This window comes from Chloroflexota bacterium (assembly GCA_026713825.1).
GTDB lineage: Bacteria > Chloroflexota > Dehalococcoidia > Lucifugimonadales > UBA1127 > UBA1127.
The window spans coordinates 23,739-48,757 of record JAPONS010000049.1 but is presented as its reverse complement, the minus strand read 5'-3'; the positions used below and the strand labels follow the sequence as shown (position 1 = coordinate 48,757).

The window sequence follows — 25,019 nt, the reverse complement described above, 5'->3', positions numbered from 1 at the left end:
GCCTACGCCGGCGTGCTCAGCTGTGCCCGGTCGGCGTCGAGGGCGCGGCGCGCCTGCTCCGGGCTGTAGTGGTCCAGCCCCCGCTCCAGCACCCACGTGTTCGCCTCGTGCAGGGCAAAGCACCCCTTCACGTCCTCAAGCGCGAGTTCGATGTCGAAGTCCTTGCAGGAAAAGACGTCCACCTGCACAAAACTGCGGTCCGGGAAGGTGTGCACGCTGATGTGGCTCTCGGCGATGATGACGAAGCCGGAGACGCCCCAGTCCTCGGGCACCGGGCCATTGTAGGTGAGCACCTGGGGGGTGATGATCTTGGTCATGCCGATGCGGTCCGGGAACGAGTCCAGAAACTCTCGCACATGCTCCTGGTTCTGCAGCAGGGAGTGGTTGCCGGTGTAGCCGTCGATAACCAGGTGCATGGGACGAGTCCTCCAGCCTTAATATTGCATCGGCTCACCACCGATGGGCATAGCTCACGTATTCAACGCTATCTATCGGAAATCAGGCGCGACAGCGCAGTAGCCTACCACCAAGTGCCGCGCCAATCAAACCGTCACGAAACTCGACGCCACGAACAGCCTTTTCAACCGTCGTGGCGCAATTCATTGCCAAAGCGTGGGGTGAGCGAAGGGATTCGAACCCTCGATTTCCTGAGCCACAGTCAGGTGCCTTACCGCTTGGCCACGCTCACCACAGGTACGGCTACAGTCTAGAACACGTAGAAATGGTGGTCAAGAAAGCGCAATATCAGGTTCGTTATGGCAATCTTTGGAAAGGCTACCAGCAAAGGGACAGTTCTTTGCCTCTCGGCATTGGGGTGAAATCGACCTGCTCGCCGGTAGCGGTGTTGGTAAACCGCGCCAAGTTCGGATTAATCAACACCATTGTGCCCTCGGCGGTATTAACTGTGTGGTTATCCCAGCCCGGAGGCGGATTGGGGCCGCGCAACCCCGGCGGTGGATGCGCTTCCCAATTTCTGCGGTTAAAGCGGGTGTCGTCGATGCCGCAGTGGGTGTAGAGTATATGCGGGTATTCGACACCGATCCTCACACGCCGCTCCGCTTGCACGTCCAACTTACTTTGCGCGGCCCGGTCACTGTCGCAGGCTATGATGCACATGACCAACACCAGAGCGATAGTCACCTTCATCATGCTTGCCCCTATTGCATCGAACGCATCCTATCACGTTTGACACGCTACGTATGACAGAGCCCACAGTGCCAAGGACGGCGACTCCTGGCCAAGGTGCAGCACCGTCCCAAGTTCGGCGGGGTGGACGGGCCAGAATATACGCTGCTTTGCCTGCAAAAGGGGGCGGGGGCCGTTCGTGTTTCCAGCCCCCGTTCGCGCTTCGATTTCCCTCAGCACGAACGGGGGGAGTTGCCCCCGGCTACGCCAGGTCGTAGCGGTCCAGGTTCATCACCTTGTTCCACGCCGCCACAAAGTCGTTCACAAAAGCCGCCTGCCCGTCATCGCACCCATAGACTTCCGCAAGTGCGCGGAGCTCCGAGTTCGAGCCGAAGGCGAGGTCCACCTCGGTCGCCGTCCACTTAACGTCGCCGGAGGAGACGTCGCGGCCCTCGAACACGCCGTCGCCAACCGGCTGCCACTGCGTGTTCATGTCGAGCAGGTTCACGAAGAAGTCATTGCTCAGCGCCCCCGGCCTGCTGGTGAAGACGCCGTTTGCGGAACCGCCGGTGTTCGCGTTCAGGGCGCGCATGCCGCCGACCAGCGCCGTCATTTCGGGCGCGGTCAACGTGAGCATATACCCCCGCTCCACCAGCTGCTCGGCCGCCGATGCCCCATTGCCGCCCTTGACGTAGTTGCGGAACCCGTCCGCGGCGGGCTCCAGCACGGCGAACGACTCCACGTCCGTCGTTTCCTGCGACGCGTCCGTCCGCCCAGGCGCGAATGGGACGGTCACGCTCTGCCCGGCATCGCTTGCGGCCTTCTCGACGGCCGCGCACCCGGCGAGGACGATCAGGTCGGCGAGCGAGACTTGCTTGCCGCCGCTCTGCGCCGCGTTGAACTCCGCCTGGATGCCTTCCAGCGTCGACAGCGTGCTCGCCAGCGTCGCCGGGTCGTTCGCTGCCCAGTCCTTCTGCGGCGCAAGCCGCACCCGCGCCCCGTTCGCGCCGCCGCGCTTGTCCGTGCCGCGGAACGACGACGCTGACGCCCACGCGGCTGAAACCAGTTGGGATACGGAGAGGCCCGACGCGAGGACCTTCGCCTTGAGGTCGGCGACGTCCTGCTCGCCGATCAGCTCGTGGTCGACGTCTGGCACGGGGTCCTGCCACAGCAGCGCCTCTTCCGGGACCAGCGGCCCCAGGTACCGGCTGCGGGGGCCCATGTCGCGGTGCAGCAGCTTGTACCACGCCCTTGCGAAGGCGTCCTCCAGGTCCGCCGGGTTCTCAAGGAAGCGCTTTGAGATCGGTGCGTAGACCGGGTCCATCCGGAGCGACAGGTCCGTCGTCAGCATGAAGGGTGCGTGCTTCTTGGCCGGGTCGTGCGCGTCGGGCACAACGGCCACCTGCGACGCATTCACGGGCTGGTACTGCGACTTCCCGGCGGGGCTCTTCGTCAGCTCCCACTCGTAGTTGTGCAGGTTCTCCATGAAGTTGTTGTCCCACTTGGTCGGGTTCTCGGTCCAGGCGCCCTCGAGTCCGCTGGTGATCGTGTCGCCGCCCTTGCCGCTGCCGTAGCTGTTGCTCCAGCCGAAGCCCTGCGCCTCGACGCTGGCGCCCTCCGGCTCCGCGCCCACGTGCGACTCGGGGGCCGCGCCGTGCGCCTTGCCGAAGGTGTGGCCCCCGGCGATCAGCGCGACGGTCTCCTCGTCGTTCATCGCCATGCGGGCAAAAGTGTTGCGAATGTACTTCGCCGCGAGGTTCGGGTCCGGGTTGCCGTTCGGCCCCTCCGGGTTGACGTAGATCAGGCCCATGTGGTCCGCGCCGACGGGACCCTGCAGCTCGCCGTCGGCGTCGTGGCGCTGGTCGTCCAGCCATGTCGTCTCGTTGCCCCAGTCGGTCTCGTCGGCCTCCCACACGTCCGGCCGTCCGAAGCCGAACCCAAACGTCTTGAAGCCCATCGACTCCAACGCGCAGTTGCCGGCGAAGATGATCAGGTCGGCCCAAGAGAGGCTCTTGCCGTACTTCTGCTTGACCGGCCAGAGGACCCGGCGCGCCTTGTCCAGGTTGCCGTTGTCGGGCCAGCTGTTCAGCGGCGCGAAACGCTGGTAACCCGAGCCTCCGCCGCCGCGGCCGTCCGTGATGCGGTACGTGCCCGCGGCGTGCCACGTCATGCGGATGAAGAGCGGCCCGTAGTGGCCGTAGTCAGCCGGCCACCAGTCCTGCGAGGTCGTCATTGCCTGCTCGACATCCCGCTTCAACTCATCAACGTCGACGTTCTTGAACGCCTCGGCGTAGCTGAAACTGCTGCCCATCGGGTCCGACTTGGGAGAGTTCTGGCGAAGAGCCTTCAGGCTCAGTTGATTCGGCCACCATCCTTGGTTCGTAGTCATAGCACCTCTCCATTTAGGGTTCTGCAGTGTGTGGCGCAACTATACCAAGAGTATGCCGCGCACGCCATATTCTAGACCCAGTCGTCAACTCGCGGAAGCCCTCGGAAGCAAGTTGGAAGTATTGCCCGGCGGCACGAGGAACGGTGCGACATGCGGGCAAGTGGCGAGGGCGCAGCCTGCTTGCGGCTAAAGGCCCCCAAACCACCGCCGTCGCTCCCCCTGCGCGGGAAACGCCGCCTCCAGCGCCGCGATGTCCTCGTCCGGGAGCCGCCAGCCGGACGCGCCGCAGTTCTCCTCGACGCGCGCGGCCGAATTAGTCTTGGGGATGACCATGACCCGGTCGTGGCTCAAGCACCAGTTCAGCGCCGTCTGCGCCGCCGTGCGCCCGTTCCACGCCGCCGCGTCGTCCAGCGCCGCTGAACCCTTCCCGAAGTTGCCGAGTCCCCGCGCCAGCGGGCTGTACGCGATGACCGTGATGCCGTTCGCCTGGCAGTACGGCAGCACCTCGCGCTCGATGGAGCGGTCGGTCAGGCTGTACTCCACCTGGTTCGACACGATGCGCGATTTCGAGAGCGCCGCCTGCGCATCCTCCATCTCGCGCACCGAGAAGTTGCTGACCCCGATGTAGCGCACCTTGCCCGCGTCCACCAGCTCCTCCATTGCGCCCATCGTCTCCGCGATAGGGATCTGTGAGTTCGGCCAGTGGAGCTGGTACAGGTCGATGACGTCGCACTTGAGGAGCCTAAGGCTCTCGTCGGCGGCGCGGTGCACGTCCCTGCGGCGGAAGTGCGACGGCGAGACCTTGGTTGCGACGAACACGTCGCCGCGAATGTCCTCGATCGCCGCTCCGACGGCGTCCTCCGTGTGGTACGCCTCCGCCGTGTCGATGAGGAACGCGCCCAGCTCGACGCCTCGCCGCAAAGGCGCGCTGCCGCCCGTGTACGCCCACGTGCCCAAACCGACGTCGGGAATTTGCACGCCGCTGGCGCCCAGCTCCTGCAGGTTCATCCGTTCGTCCTTCCTTCATCCAGTGCGGGCGGCGGCGCTGCGTCCTCAAGCTGCGGCGGCGCGGGCGTGAACGCGCCGTCCACTGTGCCGCCGTCGGGCCCCGCTCCCGGCGCCATCGGCGTAGGCATAGTAAGATTGGTCAGCGAGTGTGAGAGCTTGAATTGCATGCGGTCCAGCTTTGGTTGCAGGTTCGTCAGGTCGTTCACTCTGCGGCCGGCGTCCAGCACCGCGCCGCGCATGGTCACGCGGACGTCGGTCACGATGCCCGTGCGCTCCGCGCCGAAGTTGACCTGCCCCGCCCGGGCCGTCGTTGAGTAGGCCTCGCCGCGCCAGTCGAGGCCTACGACGTGCCGTCGCCCCTCCAGCGCGTACTTGATCATGAAGATGCCGACTATGATCGGGACAAGTACAAGCCCCACCGCCGCGGCAAACCACTTCCGCTTGAGCGCCGAGAGGCTTGGCTGCTTCCACCGCGCGACGAGGGCGCCCTCGAACTCGCCGACGTTGCCAACCGGGCCCTGCGTGATCGGCACGTCCGCCAGGTCGACGGTGAATCCCTCGTCCTCCAGTGCCTGCATAAAGTTGTCCGTGATTCTTCGGGGATGGCCGGACGTGCCTTCCCATCGCCATTGAACGGGCCACTCGGCCATCTCTGATCGGAGAGTATCTATTTCCATGGTTGTCCTATCTGAGACACGGCGATTCACGCCGCGCGTTTTCACGCCAGGCCGTTTTGTATAGTACCATGCTCAATGGAGCAGACCCAATCGGACTGGTCGTTCTGTGCGGCTTCTTGGCGGGCCAAACGGCTCAAGTGACTGTACATAACGTCAACACCACACCAACAAGCGGAGGAACGAGCTATGCAGACTGTCCCGCTGGGGTCCACGGGCATTCAGGTCAGCCGGCTGGGCATCGGCCTCTCGGAGATCGGCTCCACGCCAATGGAGCTGTCCGCCGTCGAGGCGCTGTTGAACGGCGGCCTGGACATCGGCATCAACTTCCTGGACACGGCCGCCTGCTACGGCAACAGTGAGGAGTTGGTGGGCAAGACCGTCGCGCACCGCCGCAGCGAGTACGCCCTCGCCTCCAAGTGCGGCCACGTCGCGGGCGGCTACCAGGGCGAGCCGTGGACTGCGCAAACGGTCGCCGACAGCATCGACCGCAGCCTGCGATTGCTCCAGACCGACTACGTGGACCTCATGCAGCTCCACTCCTGCACCGTCGAGATCCTCGAGCAGGGCGACGTCATTGAGGCGCTGCTGAAAGCCCGAGACGCCGGCAAGACGCGCTTCGTCGGCTACAGTGGCGACAATGACGCCGCCATGTGGGCGGTGGAGAGCGGCATCTTCCAGACGCTGCAGACCAGCTTCAGCTTGGTCGATCAAAAGGCGCGCGACGGGCTTTTCGCCGCCGCCGAGGCCCAGGGCATGGGCGTCATCATCAAGCGGCCCATCGGCAACGGCGTCTGGGGACGCGCTGAGGTGGCGAACCCCTACGCGCAGCAGTACTTTGAGCGTCATCAGGCCATGTCGGCACAGGGCGCTCTGGAAGGCGAGGACGACCCTATCCGCATGGCGATGGGCTTTACCTTCTCGCACTCGGAAGTGGACACCGCCATCGTCGGCACCACCAACCTGCGGCACCTGCAGTCCAACGCCGCCATGCTCGACGAGGGGCTATCGGTGTCCGAGGGGACGATGGACGCGCTCGTGCGGCGCTTTGCGGAGTTGGGCGGCGAGTGGCGGCAGTTGACCTAGAAGCGCCTACGCCGCCCCCAGCGCCACCGAGATCATGTGGCGTTCAAGTGTCTTGCCCAGGTTCTCCGTACCCCCCTGCCGGTTCTGGGCGCCGAAGGTGACCACGTAGACGACGCCCAGCAGCCGCCCAAGCCGGAAGTCGAGAACGGCTGAGGAGACGAGGCCCTTGGGTCCCTCCTGCACAGCGCGGACGCCGATGGCATCGTGGTGGAACTGCGTGCTCAGGGAGAGCCGGTCCACGGAGACGAGCCGGTGGCCGGGGCCCAGCTCCTGCCCAACCTTCTCCCTGAACTCCTCAAGGAAGACCTTTTCCATCCAGTTGGATACGGCCTCCGGGCTCTCCATGAAGTGCACGACGGTCGCAAGCGCAAGGTCCGCGCCTTCCGGCAGGTTGTCGTCCGGAGCGGTCGTGAGCCACTCGCGCTGAAACCCCGTGACGCGGCCGAGTTGCCGCAGTCCCTGCGCCGTGTGTCCGGCGAGGGGCAGGTCCGCCATGGCCTCGTTGCTGAGCTCCCCCTCGCGCACCACCTCGAAGCCCTCCGATCCCGGCGGCAACTGCTCCTTGGTGAGAAGCATGCGTTCCAGGTCGTCGGGGTTTACGTTGTATGTAGCCCGTGTGACGGCGTCCTGCGCCATGGCTGGCATCCTGCCTGAACTGTTGCAAAAAGCCTCATGCGCAAGGCATGAGGCCCGTCCACTGGCCTGCAGGGCTGCACCAGCCCGGCAGAAGTGCGAAACATTTACATCCTGACGGTGACGCGCTCGCGGACACCTTAACGTCAGGAAGCGGTCTTCTCTGTGTGGCGGGAGTGCGAGGGAGTCGACCCCACCCGCCCCGACACGAGGCGCAACGGATTTGAAGTCCGCAAGGGCCACCGGGCCCCATCCACTCCCATAGCCGCTGACGATGCTTCCGGGGCCTACTCCAGGGCGCTGTCCAGCCGCCGCTTGAGTTGCGCCTTGGGCATGGCGCCCACAATCTGTTCCACGGGCTGCCCGTTGCGGAAGACAATGAGCGTGGGAATGCTGCGGATGCCCAGGCTCATGGGGGTGTTCGGGTTGGAGTCGACATCCACCTTGGTGAACTTGACCTTGCCGTCGTACTCGTCTGAGAGCTCGTCGACGATGGGTGCGATCATCTTGCAGGGCTGGCACCAGTCCGCCCAGAAGTCCACCAGCACCGGCAGGTCGCTGTTGACCACCTCTGCCTCAAACGTCGAGTCCGTAACCGCTTCCGGCTTTGCCATTGTAAGAGTCCTCCCTCTGTTTCCGTCCGCCGTTCCTGCGCCGCCTTTACGAAGCATTATTCGGCATTGGTTAGCCTAAGTTTACCTATCGGCAATATAGGGCGCAACCCAAGTAGATCTCACGTGCGAATCAGTTTTCGCTCCCCCGTGCCCGGTCCTCCCGGAATGTATACTCCACCCATGACCGGTCCCGCCCAACCGCAAGCCGCAGCTTCCGAGCACACGTGGAAGCGCCGCGCCTTTCACCTCTGCGCAGCCCTCGCGATACCCATCGTCGCGCTCGCGATTGGCTACAAGCCGGCGGTCTACTTTGCGGCCGTCGCCGCAGCGACACTCGCCGCCGGCGAGGCGGTGCGGCTAATTGTGCCGGCCGTCAACGTGCGGCTCCTCGCGTTGCTGGGCCCGTTCTTTAAGGCGAGAGAAAGGCGAACGCCCACGGCCGCGACGTACCTCGCCTTGGCGTCTCTGGCCGTGCTGCTCCTCTTTGGCCGGGAGATTGCGGCGCTCGCCCTGCTCTTCACCGCGCTGGGCGACCCCGCGGCCGGCATTGTCGGCACGCGCTACGGTCGCCTGCGCCTCCGGATCCTTGGTCGGCGTCTAGGCGGCAAGAGCCTTGAGGGTGCACTGGCGTTCCTCGCGGTGGCGGCAGCCGTCGCGCTCGGATTGTGGGCGGCGGGCGTCTACGGAACGCTCTGGCCCGTGCTCGTCGGCGCAGCCGTCGCGGCCCTCGTTGAGTTCCTGCCCATCCCCGTGGAGGACAACGTGACCGTCCCCCTTGTGAGCGCTGCCGTCATATGGCTGCTCTGGGTGGCGTAGACCGGCCCTCGCCTCATTGCCATAACGTGAATATGGCCCCAAATTGCGGTTGACCCCCTATATTTGCGCTGATACACTTGGTGGGTTCCTTGGCAGGGGCTAATGGAGAAGGCATGGTAGTCATTGGGCTCACGGGAGGCATCGGCGCCGGCAAGAGCGAGGTTTCCCGAATTCTGGCCGGACACGGCGCCGTCATCATCGACACCGCGCTCCTTGGACACGAGGCCTATGCGCCGGGAACTATGCCCTGGAGGGCGATCATCAAAGCCTTCGGTCGAGATATCCTCCTCCCGGACGCGCAGATTGACAGGAAGATACTGGGAGACATCGTCTTCTCGGACCCTGAGGAGCTCGACCGCCTCAACGCCATCATGCGCCCCGCCATCGCTGACATGATTCGGGAACGCTTGCGCGCCGCCGAGCGTCAGGGAAGGCGAGTGACTGTGATAGACTCGGCCACGCTGGTCGAGGCGGGGTGGACGGAGCTGGTCGACGAGGTCTGGCTGGCGACCGCGCCCCAGGATGAGATTTACCGGCGGTTGCGGCTGCGCAGCGGCCTCTCCATCCAGGCCATAGCTGAGCGGATGGAGTCCCAGATCTCGGATGAGGAACGGAAGGCCCACGCGGACGTAGTCATCGCCAATGACGGCAGTCTGACCGACCTCCGGAGCAAGGTCGAATCGCTGTGGGCAGAGCGAATTCAAGCAAAGGTGGGTAACCATGGAGCAGCCTAGGCCAAGAGGGACAGGGTTCCAGACGCTTCAGATTGAAGAGTACGTGGTTGAGGATGAGCCGTTCTACATGCCGTTGGGCAACGAGATTGAGCTCTTTGAGGCCGCCTACCTGCAGAAGATCCCCGTCTTGCTGAAGGGCCCCACCGGCTGCGGCAAGACCCGCTTCGTGGAGCACATGGCCCACCGGCTTAGCCAGCCAACCTCGGTTCGCCAGCAGAACGGCTCGGAGGTCCGCCCTGTGCCGCTGGTCACCGTGGCCTGCCACGAGGACCTCACGGCCAGCGACCTTGTCGGCCGCTACCTCATCGACGCCGAGGGCACCCGCTGGATCGACGGCCCCCTGACCCGTGCCGTCAAGGTCGGCGCCATCTGCTACCTCGACGAGATCGTCGAGACCCGCAAGGACACCACCGTGCTCATCCACCCCCTGACCGACCACCGGCGCATCCTGCCCGTGGAGAAGCAGGGCTTGCTCATGGAGGCCAATGAGGGCTTCCTGCTCGTCATCTCCTACAACCCCGGCTACCAGAGCGCCCTCAAGGACCTGAAGCACTCCACCCGGCAGCGATTCGTCTCCATCGAGTTCGACTACCCGCCCTCCGAGATCGAAGCGAAGATACTGGAGCACGAGGCCGGCGTCGATGCCGAGACCGCAATGAGCCTCGCCAAGCTGGGCGAGAAGGTCCGCAACCTGAAGGACCACGGTCTACAGGAAGGCTCCAGCACCCGGCTGCTCATTTACGCCGGCAAGCTCATCAGCCAGGGCGTCCCGGCTCGCGAGGCTTGCCAGGTATCCATCGTCTGGGCCCTGTCCGACGACATTCAGGTGCAACGGAGCATGGAAGAAGTGATCTCCTCGATATTCGAGTAGATTTGGAGCGCATGAACATCCCCACCCCGGAGGTTTTACAGGCCCTCTTGGGGAAGGCCGAGCCCGCTACGGCTCTCCCGGATGACCTTATGCACGCCGCAGTGCTCCTCCCGCTGTTTGAGCGCGATGGCGGCTACCATGTCGTGCTCACGCGCCGCAGCCGGAACATCCCTGATGCTGGCGTGATCTGCTTCCCCGGCGGCGGCTTCGAGTCCTCCGACCCCGACCTGACGTCCACCGCCCTCCGGGAAGCGCACGAAGAGATCGGCGTTGCGCCGGAGGACGTGCGCGTGCTCGGCGCTATAGAGCCCTACTTCACCCGCTACGGCTTCGCCATCCACCCCGTTGTCGGGCTGATCCCCGCGGACTACCCCTACACCCTCAGCGAGTATGAGGTTGACGAGATCATCGAGCCTCCCCTTGGCGCCCTCTACGACCCTGCCAACCTCCGTCACGAGAGTCTGCTGCGGCCTGAGGGGCTTGTGAAAAGGTTTACGTACGTCTATGAAGGCCGTATCATTTTCGGCGTTACGGCCCAGATGCTTTCCCGTATGTTGGAACTCATAGCGGAAGGCATGGAAAAGGAGGTCCCATGGCAGAGCAGGACCCCCGCCTGGAGAGCATAGCCCGGGAGCTGTCGCAGTTCCCCGTCGCAGTGCTTCAGCAATACGAGTCGGCGCACGACAAGGCCAGCACGCTGCTGTCCGCTGAGGACCTCGTCACCTGGGCGGAGCAGGGCGCGGCCATCGCCAGGCAGTCCGTTCGGGCATGGGAGGCGGCGACTGACTACTATGCCGCCAGCATGGATGTCCTGCCTTTCCTTTCGTTCGCCAACTTCGTCCCGTGGTCAAACTACGGCTCGGACCTGTGCCAGTCGTCGCCGACCATCGCTGCGGCCTACTTCCGCGCCAGCTCCGGCACCCTCCCGCACCTGCGGCCCCGGCAGGTCGCCGGCTGGAGCGAGCTGGGCAAGTCGCTCTCCAAAGGCACCTGGAAGTCCACCGCGCTGGCCTGCAAGTTCTTTGAGGTCAGCCCCCAGATGGTGCCGACCATGACCTTCCCGGAGATGGAGCGCTTCATCCGCTTCATTGACATCCTCTCCCAGCGCTCCTACGACCTCGCAACAGAGTGCCTGGACCTGAGCCAGCAGGTCTTCGCGCAGCTCGGCGAAAGCCGCGACAACTTCATCTCCCTGGTGACCACCCTCGCCGACGCCAACGGCAACTGGCGCGAGGTCAAGGACTGCTTCGCGGTGGGGAGCCGCGCCGTCGGCCGCGTCGAGCGCACCCAGCGCGGCCGCTTCCTCAGCCTCGCCGAGCGCCTCTCGCGCAGCGGCCAGGGCGGCGTCATCTCCTTCCTCCGCGATGGCTCCCAGGGCCTCGGCCAGCTCGACTACGCTACGCACCCGATCGTCATCAGCCTCGGCGAGCGGCTCATCACTGTCGCGCCGCCGGCCGTGCCGCCCTTCTTTGCCGTCGTGCCCTCCGTGCTGGGCCGCGTGTCAACGCCGCAGCTTGAGACCTGGTTCGGTGAGGGCGCGCGCCTGCTGGGCGAGAACCTGGAGAGTGGCCTCGCCTTCTTCCGCATGGAGTCCGCCTACGCCGAGGAGCTGCTGGACAAGCTCTCCGCCGGCGTCGAGCTGAGCCGCGTCCGTGACGTCGTGGGCCTCTACTCCCGCGCGCTCGCCGGCAACGACATGGAGATCGCGCCGTCCCAGGAGCTCGTCGACAAGGGCATAGGCTGGGTGTCCGGCAACCACGCGACCATCGAGGGCACCACCCTTTACCTCCCGGCCCTCATCGACGGTGCGCCCACCAAGTCCGAGAACTTCGCCAAGCTCAAGGTCATCGCGACGCACCAGGTGGTGCACCAGGAGTTCGGCAGCTTCGGCTTCGAATACGAGAAGCCGTCCACCCTGTTCCGCGATCTCCGGGAACTGGTGCAGCGCTCCCGCCACCACATCCGCAACAAGTCGCACGAGGAGCCGGAAGCGGAGCCTGAGTCGGTTGAAGAAGCCGTCGAGTCCGGCCCCGTCTCCGCCGAGACCGGCTGGGTCACGGACATGCAGGGCTTCTTCGACGTCTTCCCGGAGCGCAAGATGGCCCTCGACATCTTCACCGTCGTCGAGGACAGCCGCCTCGACGCCCGCGTCCTCCGCGAGTACCGCGGCATTCGCCCCGCCTACCGCCGCCTGCAGGCGGAGTCGCTTGAAGAGCGCCCGCACATCATAGAGATGCCCGCCCAGCAGGGCCTCGTCGAGTTCCTCATCCGCGTGAGCCTCGGCCAGCGCACCCAGCTTCCCGTGGCGTCGTACCTGCGCGAGGACGCGATGCTCATGGCCAAGCTCGCCCTGCGCGTCATGCGCGTCGGCGCAACGGTGGAGGACGCCGCGGAGGCCACGCTGCGCATCTACCTCTTCATCGCGGGCATCCCCAACCACTTCATCCCCGGAAACCAGTGGGTCATGGTCGACGTCCCGGACGAGGACGACTACGAGGACCCGGACAACATCGAGGACCTCCTGTCGCGGCTGGACAAGCCGGAGCCCGAGGAGCAGGAGCAGGAGGAGGGCGAGGGTCAGGGCGAGCAGCCCTACCAGTCGCCCCAGGACGTCGAGTATCGCGGAGAGTTCAAGCCCGAGCTCGTACAGCTTCTTGAGGAAATGAAGGAGGCCCAGCGCCAGGCCAACGAGGGCGAGGCCCCGCAGCTCACCCGAGAGATGCTGGAGGAGTTGCTCGCCCAGAGCGCCGAGCTCGAGCAGGGCGGCGACTACGACCTCGACACCAGCGCGACGGCCAAGAACCTCATGCGTGAGGTCGGCATGAAGCTGCCTCCCAAGGAGGCCGCGCAGGGTCAGGGCCCGTTCATCCACATCGAGGACGAGGGCGGCCCGCTGGAGGCCAAGGAACCCCACACCAGCGTCTACGACGAGTGGGACTTCCGCGCCGGCGACTACCGCCCCAGGTGGTGCGTCGTCCGGGAGAAGACCATGTCGGAGGGCGACGTCGGCTTCTGGCAGACCATCCTCCAGGCCAACTCCAACATGATTCAGGAGATCCGCCGCCAGTTTGAGCAGGTGCGCCCGGAGACATTCCGCAAGATTCGCCGCCTCCAGGACGGCGAGGAGTTCGACTTGGACGCCCTCGTCGAGGCCATCGTCGACCAGCGCCTCGGCATCAGCCTGCCCGACCGCGTCTACTGGCGCCGCAACAAGACCGACCGTGACGTTGCCGTGCTCTTCCTCCTCGATATGAGCGCCTCCACCGGCGAGGCCATCGACGAGTCCCGCGGCGGCCCCGACGAATGGGACGCCCCCGGCAACCCTGTCGACTACATGCTCTGGCTCCGCAACCGCCGCGCCGGAGACGGCCCGCCTCGCCGCACCTACAAGCGCATCATTGACCTGGAGAAGGAGAGCGCCATCCTCCTCATCCAGGCGCTGGAAACCCTCGGCGACAAGTACGGCATCTACGGCTTCTCCGGCTATGGCCGCGAGAACGTCGAGTACTACACCATCAAGGACCTGAACGAGGGCCTGACCGACAAGGTCCACAAGCGCATCGACAAGATCACGCCCCTGCACGCCACGCGCATGGGCCCCGCCATCCGGCACAGCGTCAAGAAGCTCGACGACATCGACGCCAAGACCAAGGTGCTCTTCCTCATCTCAGACGGGCGCCCCCAGGACCGAGGCTACAGCCGCGAGGGCGTGGAGAAGGAGTACGCCGTCCACGACACCCGCAAGGCGCTCCTGGAAGGCAAGCAGAAGGGCATCATGCCCTTCTGTCTCACCGTCGACAAGGCGGGCCACGACTACCTGAAGACCATGATGGGCGACATGGGCTACGAGGTGCTCTCGGACATCAGCATGCTCCCCCAGCGCCTCCCGGAGCTCTACAAGCGCCTCACGGTCTAGCTCCCACAGACCGAGCGGAAAGAGAGGCCCGGCGGCCAGACACCGCCGGGCCTCTTGACGTCAGACGTCCCCGTTCACCCTAAGACCGCAAAATCCTCCCTCATACCGGCGCATGCCGGTATCCAGAAACCCCGCGCCCATCGGCTGCCGCAAAGCCAAAACCCTGACACAACCCCCTCGCGCGTAAGCGCCCCCACTCGCTACGCTGTACTCCATGAATGACGCAAGCGTTCGACGCAACCGGTGCATCCCAAATTCCCACCCCGTCAGGACGACGGGCTGTTCCCTGGCGCCCTGCGTCCCTGTCAGGGGTTGGATAGGCGGACGGGCAAAAAAACTTTTTCATTTAACTTGTGTCTGAAATGCGACACTTTCCCTATAAAACAAAGGCGAAACAACCTCGGCCGCAGCTACGGAAGAATCCGCGACCAATCCAAACCAATGGTGTGCGCCGCCGCCCCCAACAGCCTTCGCCCCCCAACATCCACGCGGGAGCAGGCCGCACACCGGCCCGGGCCGGAAGGGTGTATCATGGCCCCGGCCATTCTCATAGTGCCCTGCACCGGACCAAGGAGCGCATTGGAAACCACGCCCGCCCCTGAGGCCGCCATCCCCCGCACGTGGCGGCACCGGCTGCCGTTCTTCCACGGCTACGTCATGGTCGCCATCGGGTTCTCCATGATGTTCGTGTCCAACGGCATTAACTGGTCCCTCGGCGTCATCGCCAACCCCATGCGTGAGGACCTCGACTGGACCATCACAGACGTTTTCGCCGGTCTCTTCCTCCGCATCCTCATGGGCGCGCTCGGCGCATTCGCCCTCACCCGCTTCGCTGACACCCGGAACGGCGCGCGGCGCGCGGTCTTCCTCACCGGACTCGTCATCGCGAGCAGCCTGGCCCTCACCAGCCGTGTGACCGAGGTGTGGCAGTTCTGGTTGTTGGTGGGCGTGGTGACCGGCTTCATGTCCGGCGGGCACGCCATGCTGTTCACCCAAGCCGTGGTGCCCCGCTGGTTCCGCAAGTACCGTGGCCGCGCCGTCGCCGCCGCCACAATGGGGTCGAGCACCGCTGCGTTTGTCTTGCCCGCCCCCATCGCCTTGCTCGTCGGTGAGCTCGGCTGGCAGGCGGCATGGGTCCTGCTCGCGTGCCTGTCCCTGACCATGTCCGTTCTGCCGTCGCTGCTTATCGTTCGGCAGCCGGAGGACCTTGGCATGCATCCGGATGGCCTCTCCCCGGACGCGCCGTCTCAATCGTCCCGCCCTATGCGGGAGGAGCCGGCCGTCGATGCGCACACCGCGGTTCGGTCCAGGCTCTTCTGGTTGCTCGTCATAACCCTCTGCTTCGCCACCACGTCGTCAATGAGCGTGCCCGCCATAATGGCGCCAATGTATGAGTGGAAGGGTTTTGACCCGGCGGCGGCGGCGTTGGGCGCCACCATCTACGGCCTGTTCAGCATGACCAGCCGCTTCCTCTGGGGTTGGGTCGCCGACAAGGTCCACATAGCCGCGCTCGCGGTTGGCGTCGGCCTGTTCAACGCCCTGACCTTCCCGCTCCTCATCGTGCTCAATGGCGACAGCGCGTACGTGTTCGCGGCCATGGTGGGTGTTGGCGTTTCCGGGCTCGTGGTGGTGCAAAGCCTGGTGTGGCCCTCCTTCTTCGGCAGGCGGCACCTGGGCGCCATCGTCGGCGTAAGCAGGCCCTTCCCGGTGTTCATGAGCGCCGGCGGCGTCCTCTTCATGCCCCTGATCTTCGACTCTACCGGCAGCTACAGCCTGTCGCTGGTCGCCATGAGCGCGGCGGCGTTCCTGAGCGTGGTCTTCATGCTCATCGCCGTCCGCAGCCCTATTCCGAGGAGCTCCGCATGACCGCCGCCCCCCTGCAACGCGCGACGTTCACAATCCGGCCACTGCCGCCCTTCGATTTCTCGATGACCGCCGACTACGCGACCCACTTTCGCGGCCACAACCTGTGGGAGTTTTACGAGGACGACGTCTACAGCCGCGTTGTCGACCTCCCGAACGGCCTCGGCGTCGCCAGGGTGCGCTCCCTGGGCGATGTCCACGCCCCGCTCCTCGATGTCGAGGTAGTCGCCCCGTCCCTGGACGACAACGCCGTCGAGGCGGCCCGCCGCCAAGTCGAGTGGGTCTTCCAGACAAACGTCGACCTCGTCCCCTTTTACGAATTGGCACAGGGGGACCCGTTCCTCGCCCCCCTCACTGCCATGCACCGGGGCTTCCGCGTGCCCCAGGGCACATCCGTCCTTGAGGGACTCGTGAACGCCATCCTTGGCCAGCAGATCAGCGGGCAGGTGGCTCGCGCTGTGCGCACGGCCGTCATGGAAGCATACGGCGAGACCATCACCGTCGACGGCGTGGAATACCGCGCCTTCCCCACGCCGCAGGCGCTGGCCGCCGCCGGCGTCGAGGGGCTGCGAGGGCAGAAGCTCAGTTGGCGCAAGGCGGAGTACGTCGCGGACATCGCGGCCAAGGAGGCCTCCGGCGAAATTGACCTGGAAGGCCTCTTCCACTGCACAGATGACGAAGTTCTCGACGCGCTAACACCGTTGCGCGGCGTGGGCGTGTGGACGGTGCACTGGCTCCTCGTCCGCACCCTCGGCCGCACTGACGGCTTCCCCCACGGAGACCTCGCCATCCAGCGCACCCTCGGCGAGTTGGTCAACAACGGCGTCCGCATGACCGCGGAGGAAGCGCTGGAGTACTCGTTGCGGTGGTCGCCGTACCGCACCTACGTGACCACCTACCTGTTCGCAGCCATCCGCTCCGGCCGCCCGGAGTGGCTCCCGCCCACGCCGTGAGGGAGTGGAGGGGGAGCGGCGTGTCCAGGCCCAAGAGCATCATTCAGAATGATCCATCTGCCTTGACCGCGCGTTGCTTCTCATGCCACGCCCTCTGGATTTCGGCTTGTTTCAGCAGCGCGTGGTCCACTCCCCTATGGAAGTGGAACTACCCTACAACGCCCGCCGTTGTACAGATAGCATCTTGGTTTAGTGGCACATGGCACCAGCATAGCGCTACAAGGTTGGCTCATCCTGACCTGGATACGCTCGCAACACGTCTGAGGAGTGCTTGAGCAATGGCGTCAAGGTACGTCTAAGCCTATTGAGGGCTAGCAAGATGAAACGCGCGATGCGGACCATGGCAGCTCTACCGCTGTCAGTCTTACTTATCTGGGTAAGCTTCAGCGCACCGCTCCCTGAGTCACGCGAGTATCCCCTAGCAATCGCGGCGGAGAACCAAGCGGGCGATCCTCAGTCAGACGACGAGAATGAAATCGTATCATGTGGAGAACTTACCATAATAAACAGTCGAGGAGGATCTCAACTCACTCGGATTTCCATGGTTCCAGGTTGGAATCTCATATCCCTACCCTTCATGCCCCCAAACCCCTCAATTAACAGCGTGATGTGGCGGCATCCGGCGGATGTGGTGATGACCTTTGACAACACCAACAAGACATGGCTGGTGTCTCGCCGGGACCCTGAGACGGGGGTTCTTGCGGGTGACCTTAAAGGGATGAGGTCTTGGCAGGCTTATTTTATCCGTACTGACAGTTTTCAGCCATTAGCCATATTGCGGACTCGGCTGGTGGGCACAGGCTCCCAGCCTCCCCTTCCACCACCAGAAATACCCGTAGTCATAGGGTGGAACCTTGTGCCCGTGGTGAGTTGGCGCTTTCATTACGGGTTTGATATATCGTGCGCCGTTGCAGCGGACGATTACTTCAGCAAACTGCGCAGTGGAGACGACGCGGGCTGGGCAAAGGCATTTGGTTACGTGCCGCATTCCGAGACATGGACCCCTATTTCACCCGGTGACACCATTACTGTTGCGGCAGGCGAGACCAACCCGTGCACCGGCTCGCCGGTCACCAAAGCAGACGTGGAGCAGGGCGCGGAGCCCTGCCAAGCGGGGGAATATATCGAGCAGTCTCCGGGCGGTTCAGCGACCGACAGTGATGTACATGGTGAATTCGACGGCCGCGACAGGGTCACACTTCGGGCGCCCCTCATGCTGGGTAAGGGTTATTGGGTGTACGCCAGCACGGACGGCAAGATCTTGCCCTCGCCGTGATAACTAAAAGGAGGGGCGGCTCGTCAGCCGCCCCTCAAGTGCACGTTAACAGTCTCGCCTTACCTGCTAAAGGTATATGTGAACAAACTGAAGTCCGGCGAGTTTGTGCTCAACCGAAGCTCGGCGCGGCCCTGCATCGGGCTCTGGATCACGTTGTACATGCGCGGGCCGTCGATGCTGAGCACCGTGTTGCCCTCGCCATCCTCCATGACGTCCTTGCCGCGGTGCTCGGCGGGCACCGGCTCGCCGTTCAGCGTCACGATTACCGGGAATGGGTCGCCGCCCGTGGGCCGCACGACGACATTGACGCTCCGAGCATTGTAGTTGATGGCCACGTAGCCCTCGAAGTCGTTCGAGGCCCTGCCGTGAGTCACGCTCTCGCTGTCGATGCCCCAGAGGCCGTGCAGGTAGAACCTGCCGTCCTCGTAGTCACCCGGGTCGCTGAACTGGATTGGAGTGCTGTCTCTCACGGACACGTCGTTGCCCAGGTATTTCCGGGTGCCCCACGCGCTGCCCGCGTAGATCTCGTGGGTCCGTGGCTCGCCGGAGGGAGGCGCGTCGCCCTCCTCAGGGACCACGCCGCCGACGGGGATGTGGGAGATGTCGTTGCCGGCCTCTTCCAGCAGCGCGCGGATCCAGAGCTCAGTCTCAAGGTACGCGCCCTCGCCAATGTGGTGGAAGCGCGCCTCTCCGCTCTGGTCCATCAGGAACTTGTGGGGCCAGTACCGGTTCTTGTAGGCCCTCCAGGTGTTGAAATCGTTGTCCATGGCCACCGGCCACGTTATCCGCTCCCGGACCATTGCTTCTCGGACGTTCCCCTCGTCCTTTTCAAACTCGAACTCCGGTGCGTGGACGCCAACGATTGTGAGCCCGTTGGCGGCGTACTTCTCGTTCCAGTCGCGCAGGTACGGAAGCGTTCTCAGACAGTTAATTCAGGTGTATGTCCAGAAGTCCACCAGGACAACCTCGCCCTGCAGCCCCGTCATGGTCAGGGGCGGGCTGTTGAGCCACTTGGTAAGCCCGGTGAACTCCGGCGCCTGGTCCTCATCGCTCCCCGTGGCCGCCGTGATCTCGACGCCGCGCTGCAGCGCATCTTCGAGCGCGCTGATCCTCGGCGCCTCCGGCGCGACGGTTGCCGCCGGCGCGACGCCCACTGCCGCGGCGGATGCCGACGCCGCGGTCTCGTCGCTATCGCCGCCGGAGCAGCCCGCGAGGCCCAGCGCCGCCACCGCCACCGCAAGGGCGATGATGATTCCGGTCCGGCGTTTCACAGACACTCCTCCTTTCCCGAATATTGCTCAATGCTAAAATGTAGTAACTCCAGTATACGCCGTATGAAGCCCCAGTAATAGAAATGTCCGCCGGTTGCCTCTTGATGCCGCTGCCCGGCGACAGCGCGCGTCAACGGGCGATGCGGATGAGATCGTACATATGGCGTGAGAGGCGAAACGCCTGCCCGATGCGGTCGAGCAGGCCCCCTTCACCGGGGATCGTGTGGTTGAAGGACAGGAACTCCGTGTAGCGAACGTCATCCCGGTCCCCGACCGCCTCCACCAGCCGCCGCGACTCCGCAACGGGCACGTGCCGGTCGTACCGGTCGTGCATCACGAGCAGGCGGGCACGCAACCCCTCGATGTGGTTGGACGGCGAGATATCAGCCAGCCCGTCGCGAAAGTCCTGTGGCAATGTGAAGTAAAGCGTCTCTGCCTCCCGCGGCGACACCCCGTCGATGAGGCGGGCAACCGTGCTGCCCTGTAGCGAAAGCGCCTTCAACTCCGCAGCGTCGACGGGCATGCCGTCCAGGAAATGGGCTGTGAGGACGGCCGCGTCCTCAGCGTCATCCACCGTCTCGATCAGCTCGTGCGAGAGAATGCGCATCGTCAGCGAATGCGGCTCCCAAGGCCTGCGCTCGCCTGCATGGACAACGCTCCGGGACACCGCCTGACGTATAAGCGATTCAAGATCGTAGTACGGGCCGAAGACATTGATGAAATGCACCTCATCGCGGATTCGCGGGTCCGCCGCGGCCACCATCGCGAAGGAGCCGCCAACGCTGAACCCGCCGATGCCCGTGCGCTCCGGGTCCACGTAGTCCTGCGCCGTGAGGAACTCGAACGCGCGCACCAGCTTCTCCGGGTCGTCCCGCTGCATGTCGGCGTCGCGCCCCAGGTCCGGCGGCCAGTGCAGCATCGTCACGAAACCGGCCCGCGCCAGCGCCTTCCCCAGGTTGACCGTGGTCGCGTCGCTGAGCCCCGTCGGACTGGCTCCGATCGATAGCAACACCGCAGCGCGGGGTTTCCCGTCAGGGAGCCGGTACACGTCCGCTACCTCGCTCCCCTCTTCCGAACCATAGACGGCCTCGTAGCGCACGGGCTCACGGGTTAACCATGATTGCGGCTGCACAGGCAAGTCCAGTGTCTGCGTGACAAATAGCGCGGTATGGAAGGCGGCTCGCGCCTGAGGTACGACCATGATGATCACGGCCAGCACAATGAGGGGGAGTGCTGCGTACTTCAGGGAAATGGAGAGGAATCTGTAGAAGACTCGCTGCCAGCGGCCAACTAGCCTTCTTCTCAAACCTGACTCCCGTATCAGGACGCGGTCTGAATTGCCGGACCGCGTTGCTTCCGATTACTCTCGCCTCGCCGGGCAGCCGTCGCGAAGAACGCAGCCGGCGCACAGCGGCCGCAGCGCCCTGCACACCTGCCGCCCATGCGATATCAGCGCGACGTGGAAGGCATAGACGTCCTCCGGCGCCACCAGTGCCTCCAGCACGTCGTGCGCCTTTTCCGCGGACACCTTTGGCCCGATGAGCCCCAGCCGCTTCGAGACACGGTGGACGTGCGTGTCGACCGCCATGGCCGGCATCCCAAGCGCGAAGCAAAGGACGATGGCTGTTGTCTTCGGCCCAACGCCCGGCAGCGCCCTCAGCCACGCCTTCGCCTCTTCCATCGGCATTTCCGCCAGGAAGGAAAGATCGAAGCCCCCCGTCATGTCGCGCACCTGCTTCAGCGTCTCCTGGATCCGCGGCACCTTTTGCTTTGCGAGCCCAGCCGACAGCACGTACGGCGTGATCTCCTCCGGTTCAGCGTCTGCTATCGCGTCCCACGATGGGTAGGCCGCCTTGAGCCGGTGCCCTGCCCGCTCCGAGTTCACGTCAGACGTGTGCTGCGACAGAATTGTGAAGACCAGTTCCGTCACCGGGTCATAGCGCGGCGACCACTCGGCCCGCCCCTGCTGCGCCTCCAGCAGCGCCTGCACCTCGGCGGCGCGCTTCCTCGGCGAGCGCGGTCGGCGTGGGCGGCGTTCTTTGACGGGCATTTGCTTCCTCTGACCCTGACATGGGGATGCTGCGCGAAACGCAACCGGCGTGGCAGCATCATGGTACACAAAACGCTTGGGCGAAAGGAGCAGGTTATGGCGCGAATACTCGGAGACTTGACCATCCGGTTGAACAAAAACGGATCAACTTGGAGCCTGGCGGAACCACTCGAGTACCACGTCGGCGCGGCGAACAGCGACAACATCGTTGAGGTTCCGGCAGGCTTTGAGACGGACCTCGCCAGCGTTCCTTGGTTTGGGCGCTGGCTCGTGTTGAGCTGGAGAGGCACGGCCCGCGCCGCCGTCATTCATGACTTCCTCTACTCCGTCGTGGGGCGGCGGCATGGCTTCACGCGGTCGCAGGCCGATGCCATCTTCCGTGAGGCGCTGAAGGTGACGGGTTCTAGGCTGTGGCCCGTCATCTGGGTGGCCGTCCGCCTCTTCGGACTCGCCGCGTGGCGCGGCCGTGAGCGAGAAGCCGTCGATCAGTAGCCGCGGCGGTTGCCGGGGCCGTAAACGGGGCATATACTGCCCCTGCGCCAGCGTCTCATTCTCTGAGCAGGCTATGGGCGCAAGGGGCAGGACCGCCCCGGCGCGCCAATCACCCACTCTGGGAGCAAACACCATGGCGACTATCTTTCACATCACCACCCGTGAGCTCTGGCGGCGGTCCATCCCTCGCGGCCAGTACACCCACGAGAGCTTGCGGGCCGAGGGCTTCATCCACTGCTCGATCAAAGAGCAGGTGTTGGGCGTTGCGAACACCAGGTTCACCGGGCAGGACGATCTGGTGCTGCTGAGCATCGACACCAGCGACGTCATGTCCGTCATCCAGTACGACAAGGCGCCCGGCTCTGACGAGACCTTCCCGCACATCTACGGCCCGCTCAACCACGACGCCGTCAAGGCCGTCATCGACTTTCCTCCGTCCGACGGCGGCTCCTTCGCATTGCCGCCCGACTTGCAGGAATGACATAACTGTATCTAGCGGAGGCGCGTCCGCGCCTACCCAGCGTAGAGGCGCGTTGCTATAATGGCGCGCATTACATGAAGGGGAGTGCCATGCGGGACCTCATAGAGAGCGCGTTGAAGGGACTCAACGCTGACTACGTGGAGATTCGCATAGAGGAGCGGGAATCCACCAACATCGCCTTCCGCGGCCGTGAACTGGACGAGATCGGCCACAGCACGGGTAAGGGCGGGAACGTCCGCGCCTGCGTCAAGGGCGGCTGGGGCTTCGCATCCTTCAACAGTCTCGACGACCTGCGGGCCAAGGCGGTGCAGGCCGTTGAGCAGGCGCGCATGGTGGGCAATGAGAAGACCGGGCTGGCTGACGCCCCACCGGTGGTTGCCATCGTCCCTCCCCACGTCGTCCACGACCCCGCGCAGGTCTCCCTTGCCGACAAGCACCGCATCCTGGAAGAGTACCTTGACCTGCTGTGGGGCGGGCCGGAGATCCAGACCTCGTCGCTGCGGTATGCAGACGGTCACCGGACCATGTACTACGGCAACACGCAGGGCACCTACACCGAGCAGGCCCGCATCGACGTGAACTTCTGGGCCAGCGCCGTCGCGCGGGCCGGCGGCGAGGTGCAGCAGGCCAGCATCAGCATGGGCAGCCTTGGCGACTTTGGCCTTGTGCACCGCATGCACGAGACCGTCGCCGAGTTGCCGCAGAAGGCCGTCGATTTCCTTAAGGCGCCTCAGGTCAAAGGCGGTGAGTACACCGTTATCCTGGACCCCATCCTCGCCGGCGTCTTCGTCCACGAGGCCTTTGGCCATCTGTCCGAGGCCGACCACGTCTACGAGAACCCCAAGTTGCGCGAGGTCATGGTGCTCGGCCGTCGCTTCGGTGGCGATCACCTGAACATCGTCGACGGCGCCAAGATCCCTGCCCTCCGCGGCAGCTTCCAGTACGATGAGGAAGGCGTGGAGTCCAACCGCACGGACCTCATCCGCGAGGGCGTGCTCGTCGGGCGTCTCCACTCCCGGGAGACCGCCGCCAGGATGGGCGAGACCCCCTCGGGCAATGCCCGCGCCATCGGTCATCAGTTCCCGCCCATCGTCCGCATGACCAACACCATCATCGAGCCGGGAGAGGCCACCCTTGAAGACCTGCTACAGGGCGTCAAGGAGGGTGTGTACTGCAGCAACTGGTACGGCGGCATGACCAGCATGGAGCAGTTCACCTTCTCCGCTGGCGAGTCGTACATGATCCGCGATGGCCGCATTGAGGAGGCTGTCCGGCCCGTCATGCTCTCCGGCAACGTCTTCTCCACGCTGGAGAACCTGGACGGCGTCGCCAACGACTTGGAGATGAACGAAGGCGGCGGCTGCGGCAAGGGCGGACAGTCTCCGCTGCCCGTGTCCAACGGCAGCCCCCACATCCGGCTGCGCAACTGCCTCGTGGGAGGGCGATAGGATGCGGGAAGAAGAGGTACTGGCCCTCGCGCGTCGGCACGCGGACCAGGCGGAGGTTTTCTCCGTCAGCAGCCGCAGCATCCCAGTGTCCTATGAGGCCAACCGGCTGAAGAGCGTCGACACACGGGATTCGAGCGGCATGGCCTTGCGCATCATCAAGGATGGCCGCATCGGCTTCTCGTCAACCACGGACATGGACGATCAGGATGGGCTGGTCGCCCGCGCGGTGGAGATGCTGCCCTTCGGCGCGCGCGCCCACATGGACTTCCCTGACGCGAGCGAGTACACCCATGTGCCCACGTACGACGAGGGCGCTGCCGCCCTGCAGTCCGCGTCCCTCGTTGAGGTTGGCGGCGCGCTCATTGAGAAGATGCACTCGGATTTTCCGGATGTTGTCTGGGAGGGCCGCGTTTCCCAGGGCGTCTCGACCACGCGGTTGCTCAACAGCAAGGGCCTCGTGGCGGAGGAGACCTCCAGCAGCGTGGGCCTCGGCGTTGAGGGCACCCTTGTGCGGGACACGGACATGCTCTTCGTCTACGGGCGCACAAGCTCATGCAAGCCGGACCTGGACACGGACGGCGTCATCGCCGCACTGACGCGCAAGCTCCAGTGGGCCGAGCGCGTAGCGTCCGCGCCGACAGGGCAGGTGCCCGTCATCTTCACCCCGCAGGCTGTCGCCGGGCTGCTGCTCGGGCCGCTGCTCGCGGGGTTCAACGGCCGCAACATCGTGCAGAAGTCGTCGCCGCTCATAGAGAAGCTGGGCAGCCGCATCCTCGACCCGCGCATCACCGTCTGGGACGACCCCACAAACCCCTTTGTCCCCGGCAGCCGCACCTTTGACGATGAAGGCGTGCCGGCAACTCGCTTCCCGCTGGTGCAGCAGGGTGTCATCGCCAACTTCCTGTATGACCTGCAGACCGCCGGGCAAGCGGGCGCCACAACAACGGGCAGCGCGCACCGGGGGCTCGCGAGCCAGCCGGGCCCGGGCGCCAGCGTCATCATCATAGAGCCGGGTGACACCACCTTCGCCGGGATGATTGCCGGGCACGGGAAGGCGTTGGTGGTAGAATCCTTCCTGGGCGCCGGTCAGGGCAACATCCTTGGCGGCGACTTCTCCGCAAATGTCCTCCTGGGCTATGCCGTGGAGAACGGCGAGGTGACCGGCAGGGTCAAGGACACAATGGTCGCCGGCAACGTCTACGCTATTCTGGAGGCGCTGAGCGCGTTGGGGTCGGAGCCGGAGTGGGTCGGCGGGTCGCTGCAGACCCCCGCCCTCTGCTGCAACGGCGTTTCCGTATCCTCTAGGGGATAGGAGGCAG

24 protein-coding genes and 2 tRNA genes are annotated in these 25,019 nt (G+C 64.8%); 13 read left to right on the top strand and 13 right to left on the bottom strand.

Features of this window, described 5'->3' with window-relative positions; translation table 11 throughout:
• Positions 1 to 2: 2 nt before the first annotated feature.
• The 6 genes from OXC99_06115 to OXC99_06090 form a co-directional block, all read right to left on the bottom strand.
• The gene (locus tag OXC99_06115) at positions 3 to 416 is read right to left on the bottom strand and encodes an S-adenosylmethionine decarboxylase (GenBank protein ID MCY4624555.1); all 414 of its coding nucleotides are present in this window, start codon (positions 414 to 416) and stop codon (positions 3 to 5) included.
• 197 nt (positions 417 to 613) lie between these two features.
• Positions 614 to 688, bottom strand: a tRNA-His gene (locus tag OXC99_06110).
• A gap of 86 nt (positions 689 to 774) precedes the next feature.
• Positions 775 to 1,149: a hypothetical protein gene (locus OXC99_06105; GenBank protein MCY4624554.1), complete on the bottom strand. Its 375-nt coding sequence runs from the start codon at positions 1,147 to 1,149 to the stop codon at positions 775 to 777.
• A 238-nt stretch (positions 1,150 to 1,387) separates the two neighbouring features.
• The gene (gene katG / locus OXC99_06100) at positions 1,388 to 3,514 is read right to left on the bottom strand and encodes a catalase/peroxidase HPI (GenBank protein MCY4624553.1); all 2,127 of its coding nucleotides are present in this window, start codon (positions 3,512 to 3,514) and stop codon (positions 1,388 to 1,390) included.
• 186 nt (positions 3,515 to 3,700) lie between these two features.
• The gene (locus tag OXC99_06095; protein MCY4624552.1) at positions 3,701 to 4,522 is read right to left on the bottom strand and encodes an aldo/keto reductase; all 822 of its coding nucleotides are present in this window, start codon (positions 4,520 to 4,522) and stop codon (positions 3,701 to 3,703) included.
• Positions 4,519 to 5,199: a hypothetical protein gene (locus OXC99_06090; protein ID MCY4624551.1), complete on the bottom strand. Its 681-nt coding sequence runs from the start codon at positions 5,197 to 5,199 to the stop codon at positions 4,519 to 4,521. Before OXC99_06090 ends, OXC99_06095 begins: the two co-directional genes overlap by 4 nt.
• A 186-nt stretch (positions 5,200 to 5,385) precedes the next feature.
• On the opposite strand from OXC99_06090, the gene OXC99_06085 reads away from it, so the two are divergent.
• Positions 5,386 to 6,282, top strand: a complete 897-nt coding sequence (locus tag OXC99_06085) for an aldo/keto reductase (protein ID MCY4624550.1) — start codon at positions 5,386 to 5,388, stop codon at positions 6,280 to 6,282.
• A gap of 6 nt (positions 6,283 to 6,288) precedes the next feature.
• Here OXC99_06085 and OXC99_06080 read toward each other — a convergent pair whose 3' ends face one another.
• The 3 genes from OXC99_06080 to trxA all read right to left on the bottom strand — a co-directional run bounded on the left by OXC99_06080 (position 6,289) and on the right by trxA (position 7,529).
• The gene (locus OXC99_06080; protein ID MCY4624549.1) at positions 6,289 to 6,918 is read right to left on the bottom strand and encodes a hypothetical protein; all 630 of its coding nucleotides are present in this window, start codon (positions 6,916 to 6,918) and stop codon (positions 6,289 to 6,291) included.
• Between the two features lie 165 nt (positions 6,919 to 7,083).
• Positions 7,084 to 7,176 (bottom strand) — tRNA-Sec (locus OXC99_06075).
• A gap of 26 nt (positions 7,177 to 7,202) precedes the next feature.
• The gene (trxA, locus tag OXC99_06070) at positions 7,203 to 7,529 is read right to left on the bottom strand and encodes a thioredoxin (GenBank protein MCY4624548.1); all 327 of its coding nucleotides are present in this window, start codon (positions 7,527 to 7,529) and stop codon (positions 7,203 to 7,205) included.
• 180 nt (positions 7,530 to 7,709) lie between these two features.
• Between trxA and OXC99_06065 the strand changes: the two genes are divergently transcribed.
• The 8 genes from OXC99_06065 (at position 7,710) to OXC99_06030 (ending at position 17,958) form a co-directional block, all read left to right on the top strand.
• A complete protein-coding gene (locus tag OXC99_06065; GenBank protein ID MCY4624547.1) occupies positions 7,710 to 8,345 on the top strand; it encodes a hypothetical protein in 636 nt (211 codons plus the stop codon).
• Between the two features lie 113 nt (positions 8,346 to 8,458).
• Positions 8,459 to 9,079 carry a dephospho-CoA kinase gene (gene coaE, locus OXC99_06060; GenBank protein ID MCY4624546.1) on the top strand — a complete coding sequence of 207 codons (621 nt, stop codon included), beginning with the start codon at positions 8,459 to 8,461 and terminating at the stop codon, positions 9,077 to 9,079.
• 43 nt (positions 9,080 to 9,122) lie between these two features.
• A complete protein-coding gene (locus OXC99_06055) occupies positions 9,123 to 9,950 on the top strand; it encodes a CbbQ/NirQ/NorQ/GpvN family protein (protein ID MCY4624545.1) in 828 nt (275 codons plus the stop codon).
• An 11-nt stretch (positions 9,951 to 9,961) separates the two neighbouring features.
• Positions 9,962 to 10,576 carry a CoA pyrophosphatase gene (locus tag OXC99_06050; GenBank protein ID MCY4624544.1) on the top strand — a complete coding sequence of 205 codons (615 nt, stop codon included), beginning with the start codon at positions 9,962 to 9,964 and terminating at the stop codon, positions 10,574 to 10,576.
• Positions 10,543 to 13,866, top strand: coding sequence for a hypothetical protein (locus tag OXC99_06045; GenBank protein MCY4624543.1), 3,324 nt, complete (start codon positions 10,543 to 10,545; stop codon positions 13,864 to 13,866). The genes OXC99_06050 and OXC99_06045 overlap by 34 nt, the downstream gene beginning before the upstream one ends.
• 579 nt (positions 13,867 to 14,445) lie before the next feature.
• A complete protein-coding gene (locus OXC99_06040) occupies positions 14,446 to 15,732 on the top strand; it encodes an MFS transporter (GenBank protein MCY4624542.1) in 1,287 nt (428 codons plus the stop codon).
• Positions 15,729 to 16,682, top strand: coding sequence for a hypothetical protein (locus OXC99_06035; GenBank protein ID MCY4624541.1), 954 nt, complete (start codon positions 15,729 to 15,731; stop codon positions 16,680 to 16,682). The genes OXC99_06040 and OXC99_06035 overlap by 4 nt, the downstream gene beginning before the upstream one ends.
• 634 nt (positions 16,683 to 17,316) lie before the next feature.
• Positions 17,317 to 17,958 (top strand): hypothetical protein, encoded by a 642-nt coding sequence (locus OXC99_06030; GenBank protein ID MCY4624540.1) that lies wholly within the window; start codon positions 17,317 to 17,319, stop codon positions 17,956 to 17,958.
• 59 nt (positions 17,959 to 18,017) lie between these two features.
• On the opposite strand, the gene OXC99_06025 is transcribed toward OXC99_06030, so the two are convergent.
• From OXC99_06025 to OXC99_06010, 4 genes are all read right to left on the bottom strand, one after another.
• Positions 18,018 to 18,725: a hypothetical protein gene (locus OXC99_06025; GenBank protein ID MCY4624539.1), complete on the bottom strand. Its 708-nt coding sequence runs from the start codon at positions 18,723 to 18,725 to the stop codon at positions 18,018 to 18,020.
• Between the two features lie 165 nt (positions 18,726 to 18,890).
• Entirely contained in the window at positions 18,891 to 19,229 is a 339-nt protein-coding gene (locus OXC99_06020) for a hypothetical protein (protein ID MCY4624538.1), read from the bottom strand.
• A gap of 130 nt (positions 19,230 to 19,359) precedes the next feature.
• Positions 19,360 to 20,535: a hypothetical protein gene (locus tag OXC99_06015; protein MCY4624537.1), complete on the bottom strand. Its 1,176-nt coding sequence runs from the start codon at positions 20,533 to 20,535 to the stop codon at positions 19,360 to 19,362.
• Between the two features lie 54 nt (positions 20,536 to 20,589).
• Positions 20,590 to 21,279, bottom strand: a complete 690-nt coding sequence (locus tag OXC99_06010; GenBank protein ID MCY4624536.1) for an endonuclease III — start codon at positions 21,277 to 21,279, stop codon at positions 20,590 to 20,592.
• Between the two features lie 96 nt (positions 21,280 to 21,375).
• On the opposite strand from OXC99_06010, the gene OXC99_06005 reads away from it, so the two are divergent.
• The 4 genes from OXC99_06005 (at position 21,376) to OXC99_05990 (ending at position 25,012) form a co-directional block, all read left to right on the top strand.
• Entirely contained in the window at positions 21,376 to 21,771 is a 396-nt protein-coding gene (locus OXC99_06005) for a DUF1353 domain-containing protein (protein MCY4624535.1), read from the top strand.
• 133 nt (positions 21,772 to 21,904) lie between these two features.
• Positions 21,905 to 22,252 carry a DUF952 domain-containing protein gene (locus tag OXC99_06000; protein MCY4624534.1) on the top strand — a complete coding sequence of 116 codons (348 nt, stop codon included), beginning with the start codon at positions 21,905 to 21,907 and terminating at the stop codon, positions 22,250 to 22,252.
• Between the two features lie 74 nt (positions 22,253 to 22,326).
• A complete protein-coding gene (locus OXC99_05995) occupies positions 22,327 to 23,700 on the top strand; it encodes a TldD/PmbA family protein (GenBank protein ID MCY4624533.1) in 1,374 nt (457 codons plus the stop codon).
• A gap of 1 nt (position 23,701) precedes the next feature.
• A complete protein-coding gene (locus OXC99_05990) occupies positions 23,702 to 25,012 on the top strand; it encodes a TldD/PmbA family protein (GenBank protein MCY4624532.1) in 1,311 nt (436 codons plus the stop codon).
• Positions 25,013 to 25,019 lie beyond the last annotated feature (7 nt).

Coding starts and splice junctions, on each gene's coding strand:
- OXC99_06050 (MCY4624544.1), top strand. CDS start 9,962: ATGAACATCCCCACCCCGGAGGTTTTACAGGCCCTCTTGGGGAAGGCC.
- OXC99_06090 (MCY4624551.1), bottom strand. CDS start 5,199: ATGGAAATAGATACTCTCCGATCAGAGATGGCCGAGTGGCCCGTTCAA.
- OXC99_06105 (MCY4624554.1), bottom strand. CDS start 1,149: ATGATGAAGGTGACTATCGCTCTGGTGTTGGTCATGTGCATCATAGCC.
- OXC99_05995 (MCY4624533.1), top strand. CDS start 22,327: ATGAAGGGGAGTGCCATGCGGGACCTCATAGAGAGCGCGTTGAAGGGA.
- OXC99_06005 (MCY4624535.1), top strand. CDS start 21,376: ATGGCGCGAATACTCGGAGACTTGACCATCCGGTTGAACAAAAACGGA.
- OXC99_06010 (MCY4624536.1), bottom strand. CDS start 21,279: ATGCCCGTCAAAGAACGCCGCCCACGCCGACCGCGCTCGCCGAGGAAG.
- OXC99_05990 (MCY4624532.1), top strand. CDS start 23,702: ATGCGGGAAGAAGAGGTACTGGCCCTCGCGCGTCGGCACGCGGACCAG.
- OXC99_06065 (MCY4624547.1), top strand. CDS start 7,710: ATGACCGGTCCCGCCCAACCGCAAGCCGCAGCTTCCGAGCACACGTGG.
- OXC99_06000 (MCY4624534.1), top strand. CDS start 21,905: ATGGCGACTATCTTTCACATCACCACCCGTGAGCTCTGGCGGCGGTCC.
- OXC99_06025 (MCY4624539.1), bottom strand. CDS start 18,725: ATGGACAACGATTTCAACACCTGGAGGGCCTACAAGAACCGGTACTGG.
- OXC99_06035 (MCY4624541.1), top strand. CDS start 15,729: ATGACCGCCGCCCCCCTGCAACGCGCGACGTTCACAATCCGGCCACTG.
- OXC99_06115 (MCY4624555.1), bottom strand. CDS start 416: ATGCACCTGGTTATCGACGGCTACACCGGCAACCACTCCCTGCTGCAG.
- OXC99_06095 (MCY4624552.1), bottom strand. CDS start 4,522: ATGAACCTGCAGGAGCTGGGCGCCAGCGGCGTGCAAATTCCCGACGTC.
- OXC99_06080 (MCY4624549.1), bottom strand. CDS start 6,918: ATGGCGCAGGACGCCGTCACACGGGCTACATACAACGTAAACCCCGAC.
- OXC99_06030 (MCY4624540.1), top strand. CDS start 17,317: ATGACCTTTGACAACACCAACAAGACATGGCTGGTGTCTCGCCGGGAC.
- OXC99_06045 (MCY4624543.1), top strand. CDS start 10,543: ATGGCAGAGCAGGACCCCCGCCTGGAGAGCATAGCCCGGGAGCTGTCG.
- trxA (MCY4624548.1), bottom strand. CDS start 7,529: ATGGCAAAGCCGGAAGCGGTTACGGACTCGACGTTTGAGGCAGAGGTG.
- katG (MCY4624553.1), bottom strand. CDS start 3,514: ATGACTACGAACCAAGGATGGTGGCCGAATCAACTGAGCCTGAAGGCT.
- OXC99_06085 (MCY4624550.1), top strand. CDS start 5,386: ATGCAGACTGTCCCGCTGGGGTCCACGGGCATTCAGGTCAGCCGGCTG.
- coaE (MCY4624546.1), top strand. CDS start 8,459: ATGGTAGTCATTGGGCTCACGGGAGGCATCGGCGCCGGCAAGAGCGAG.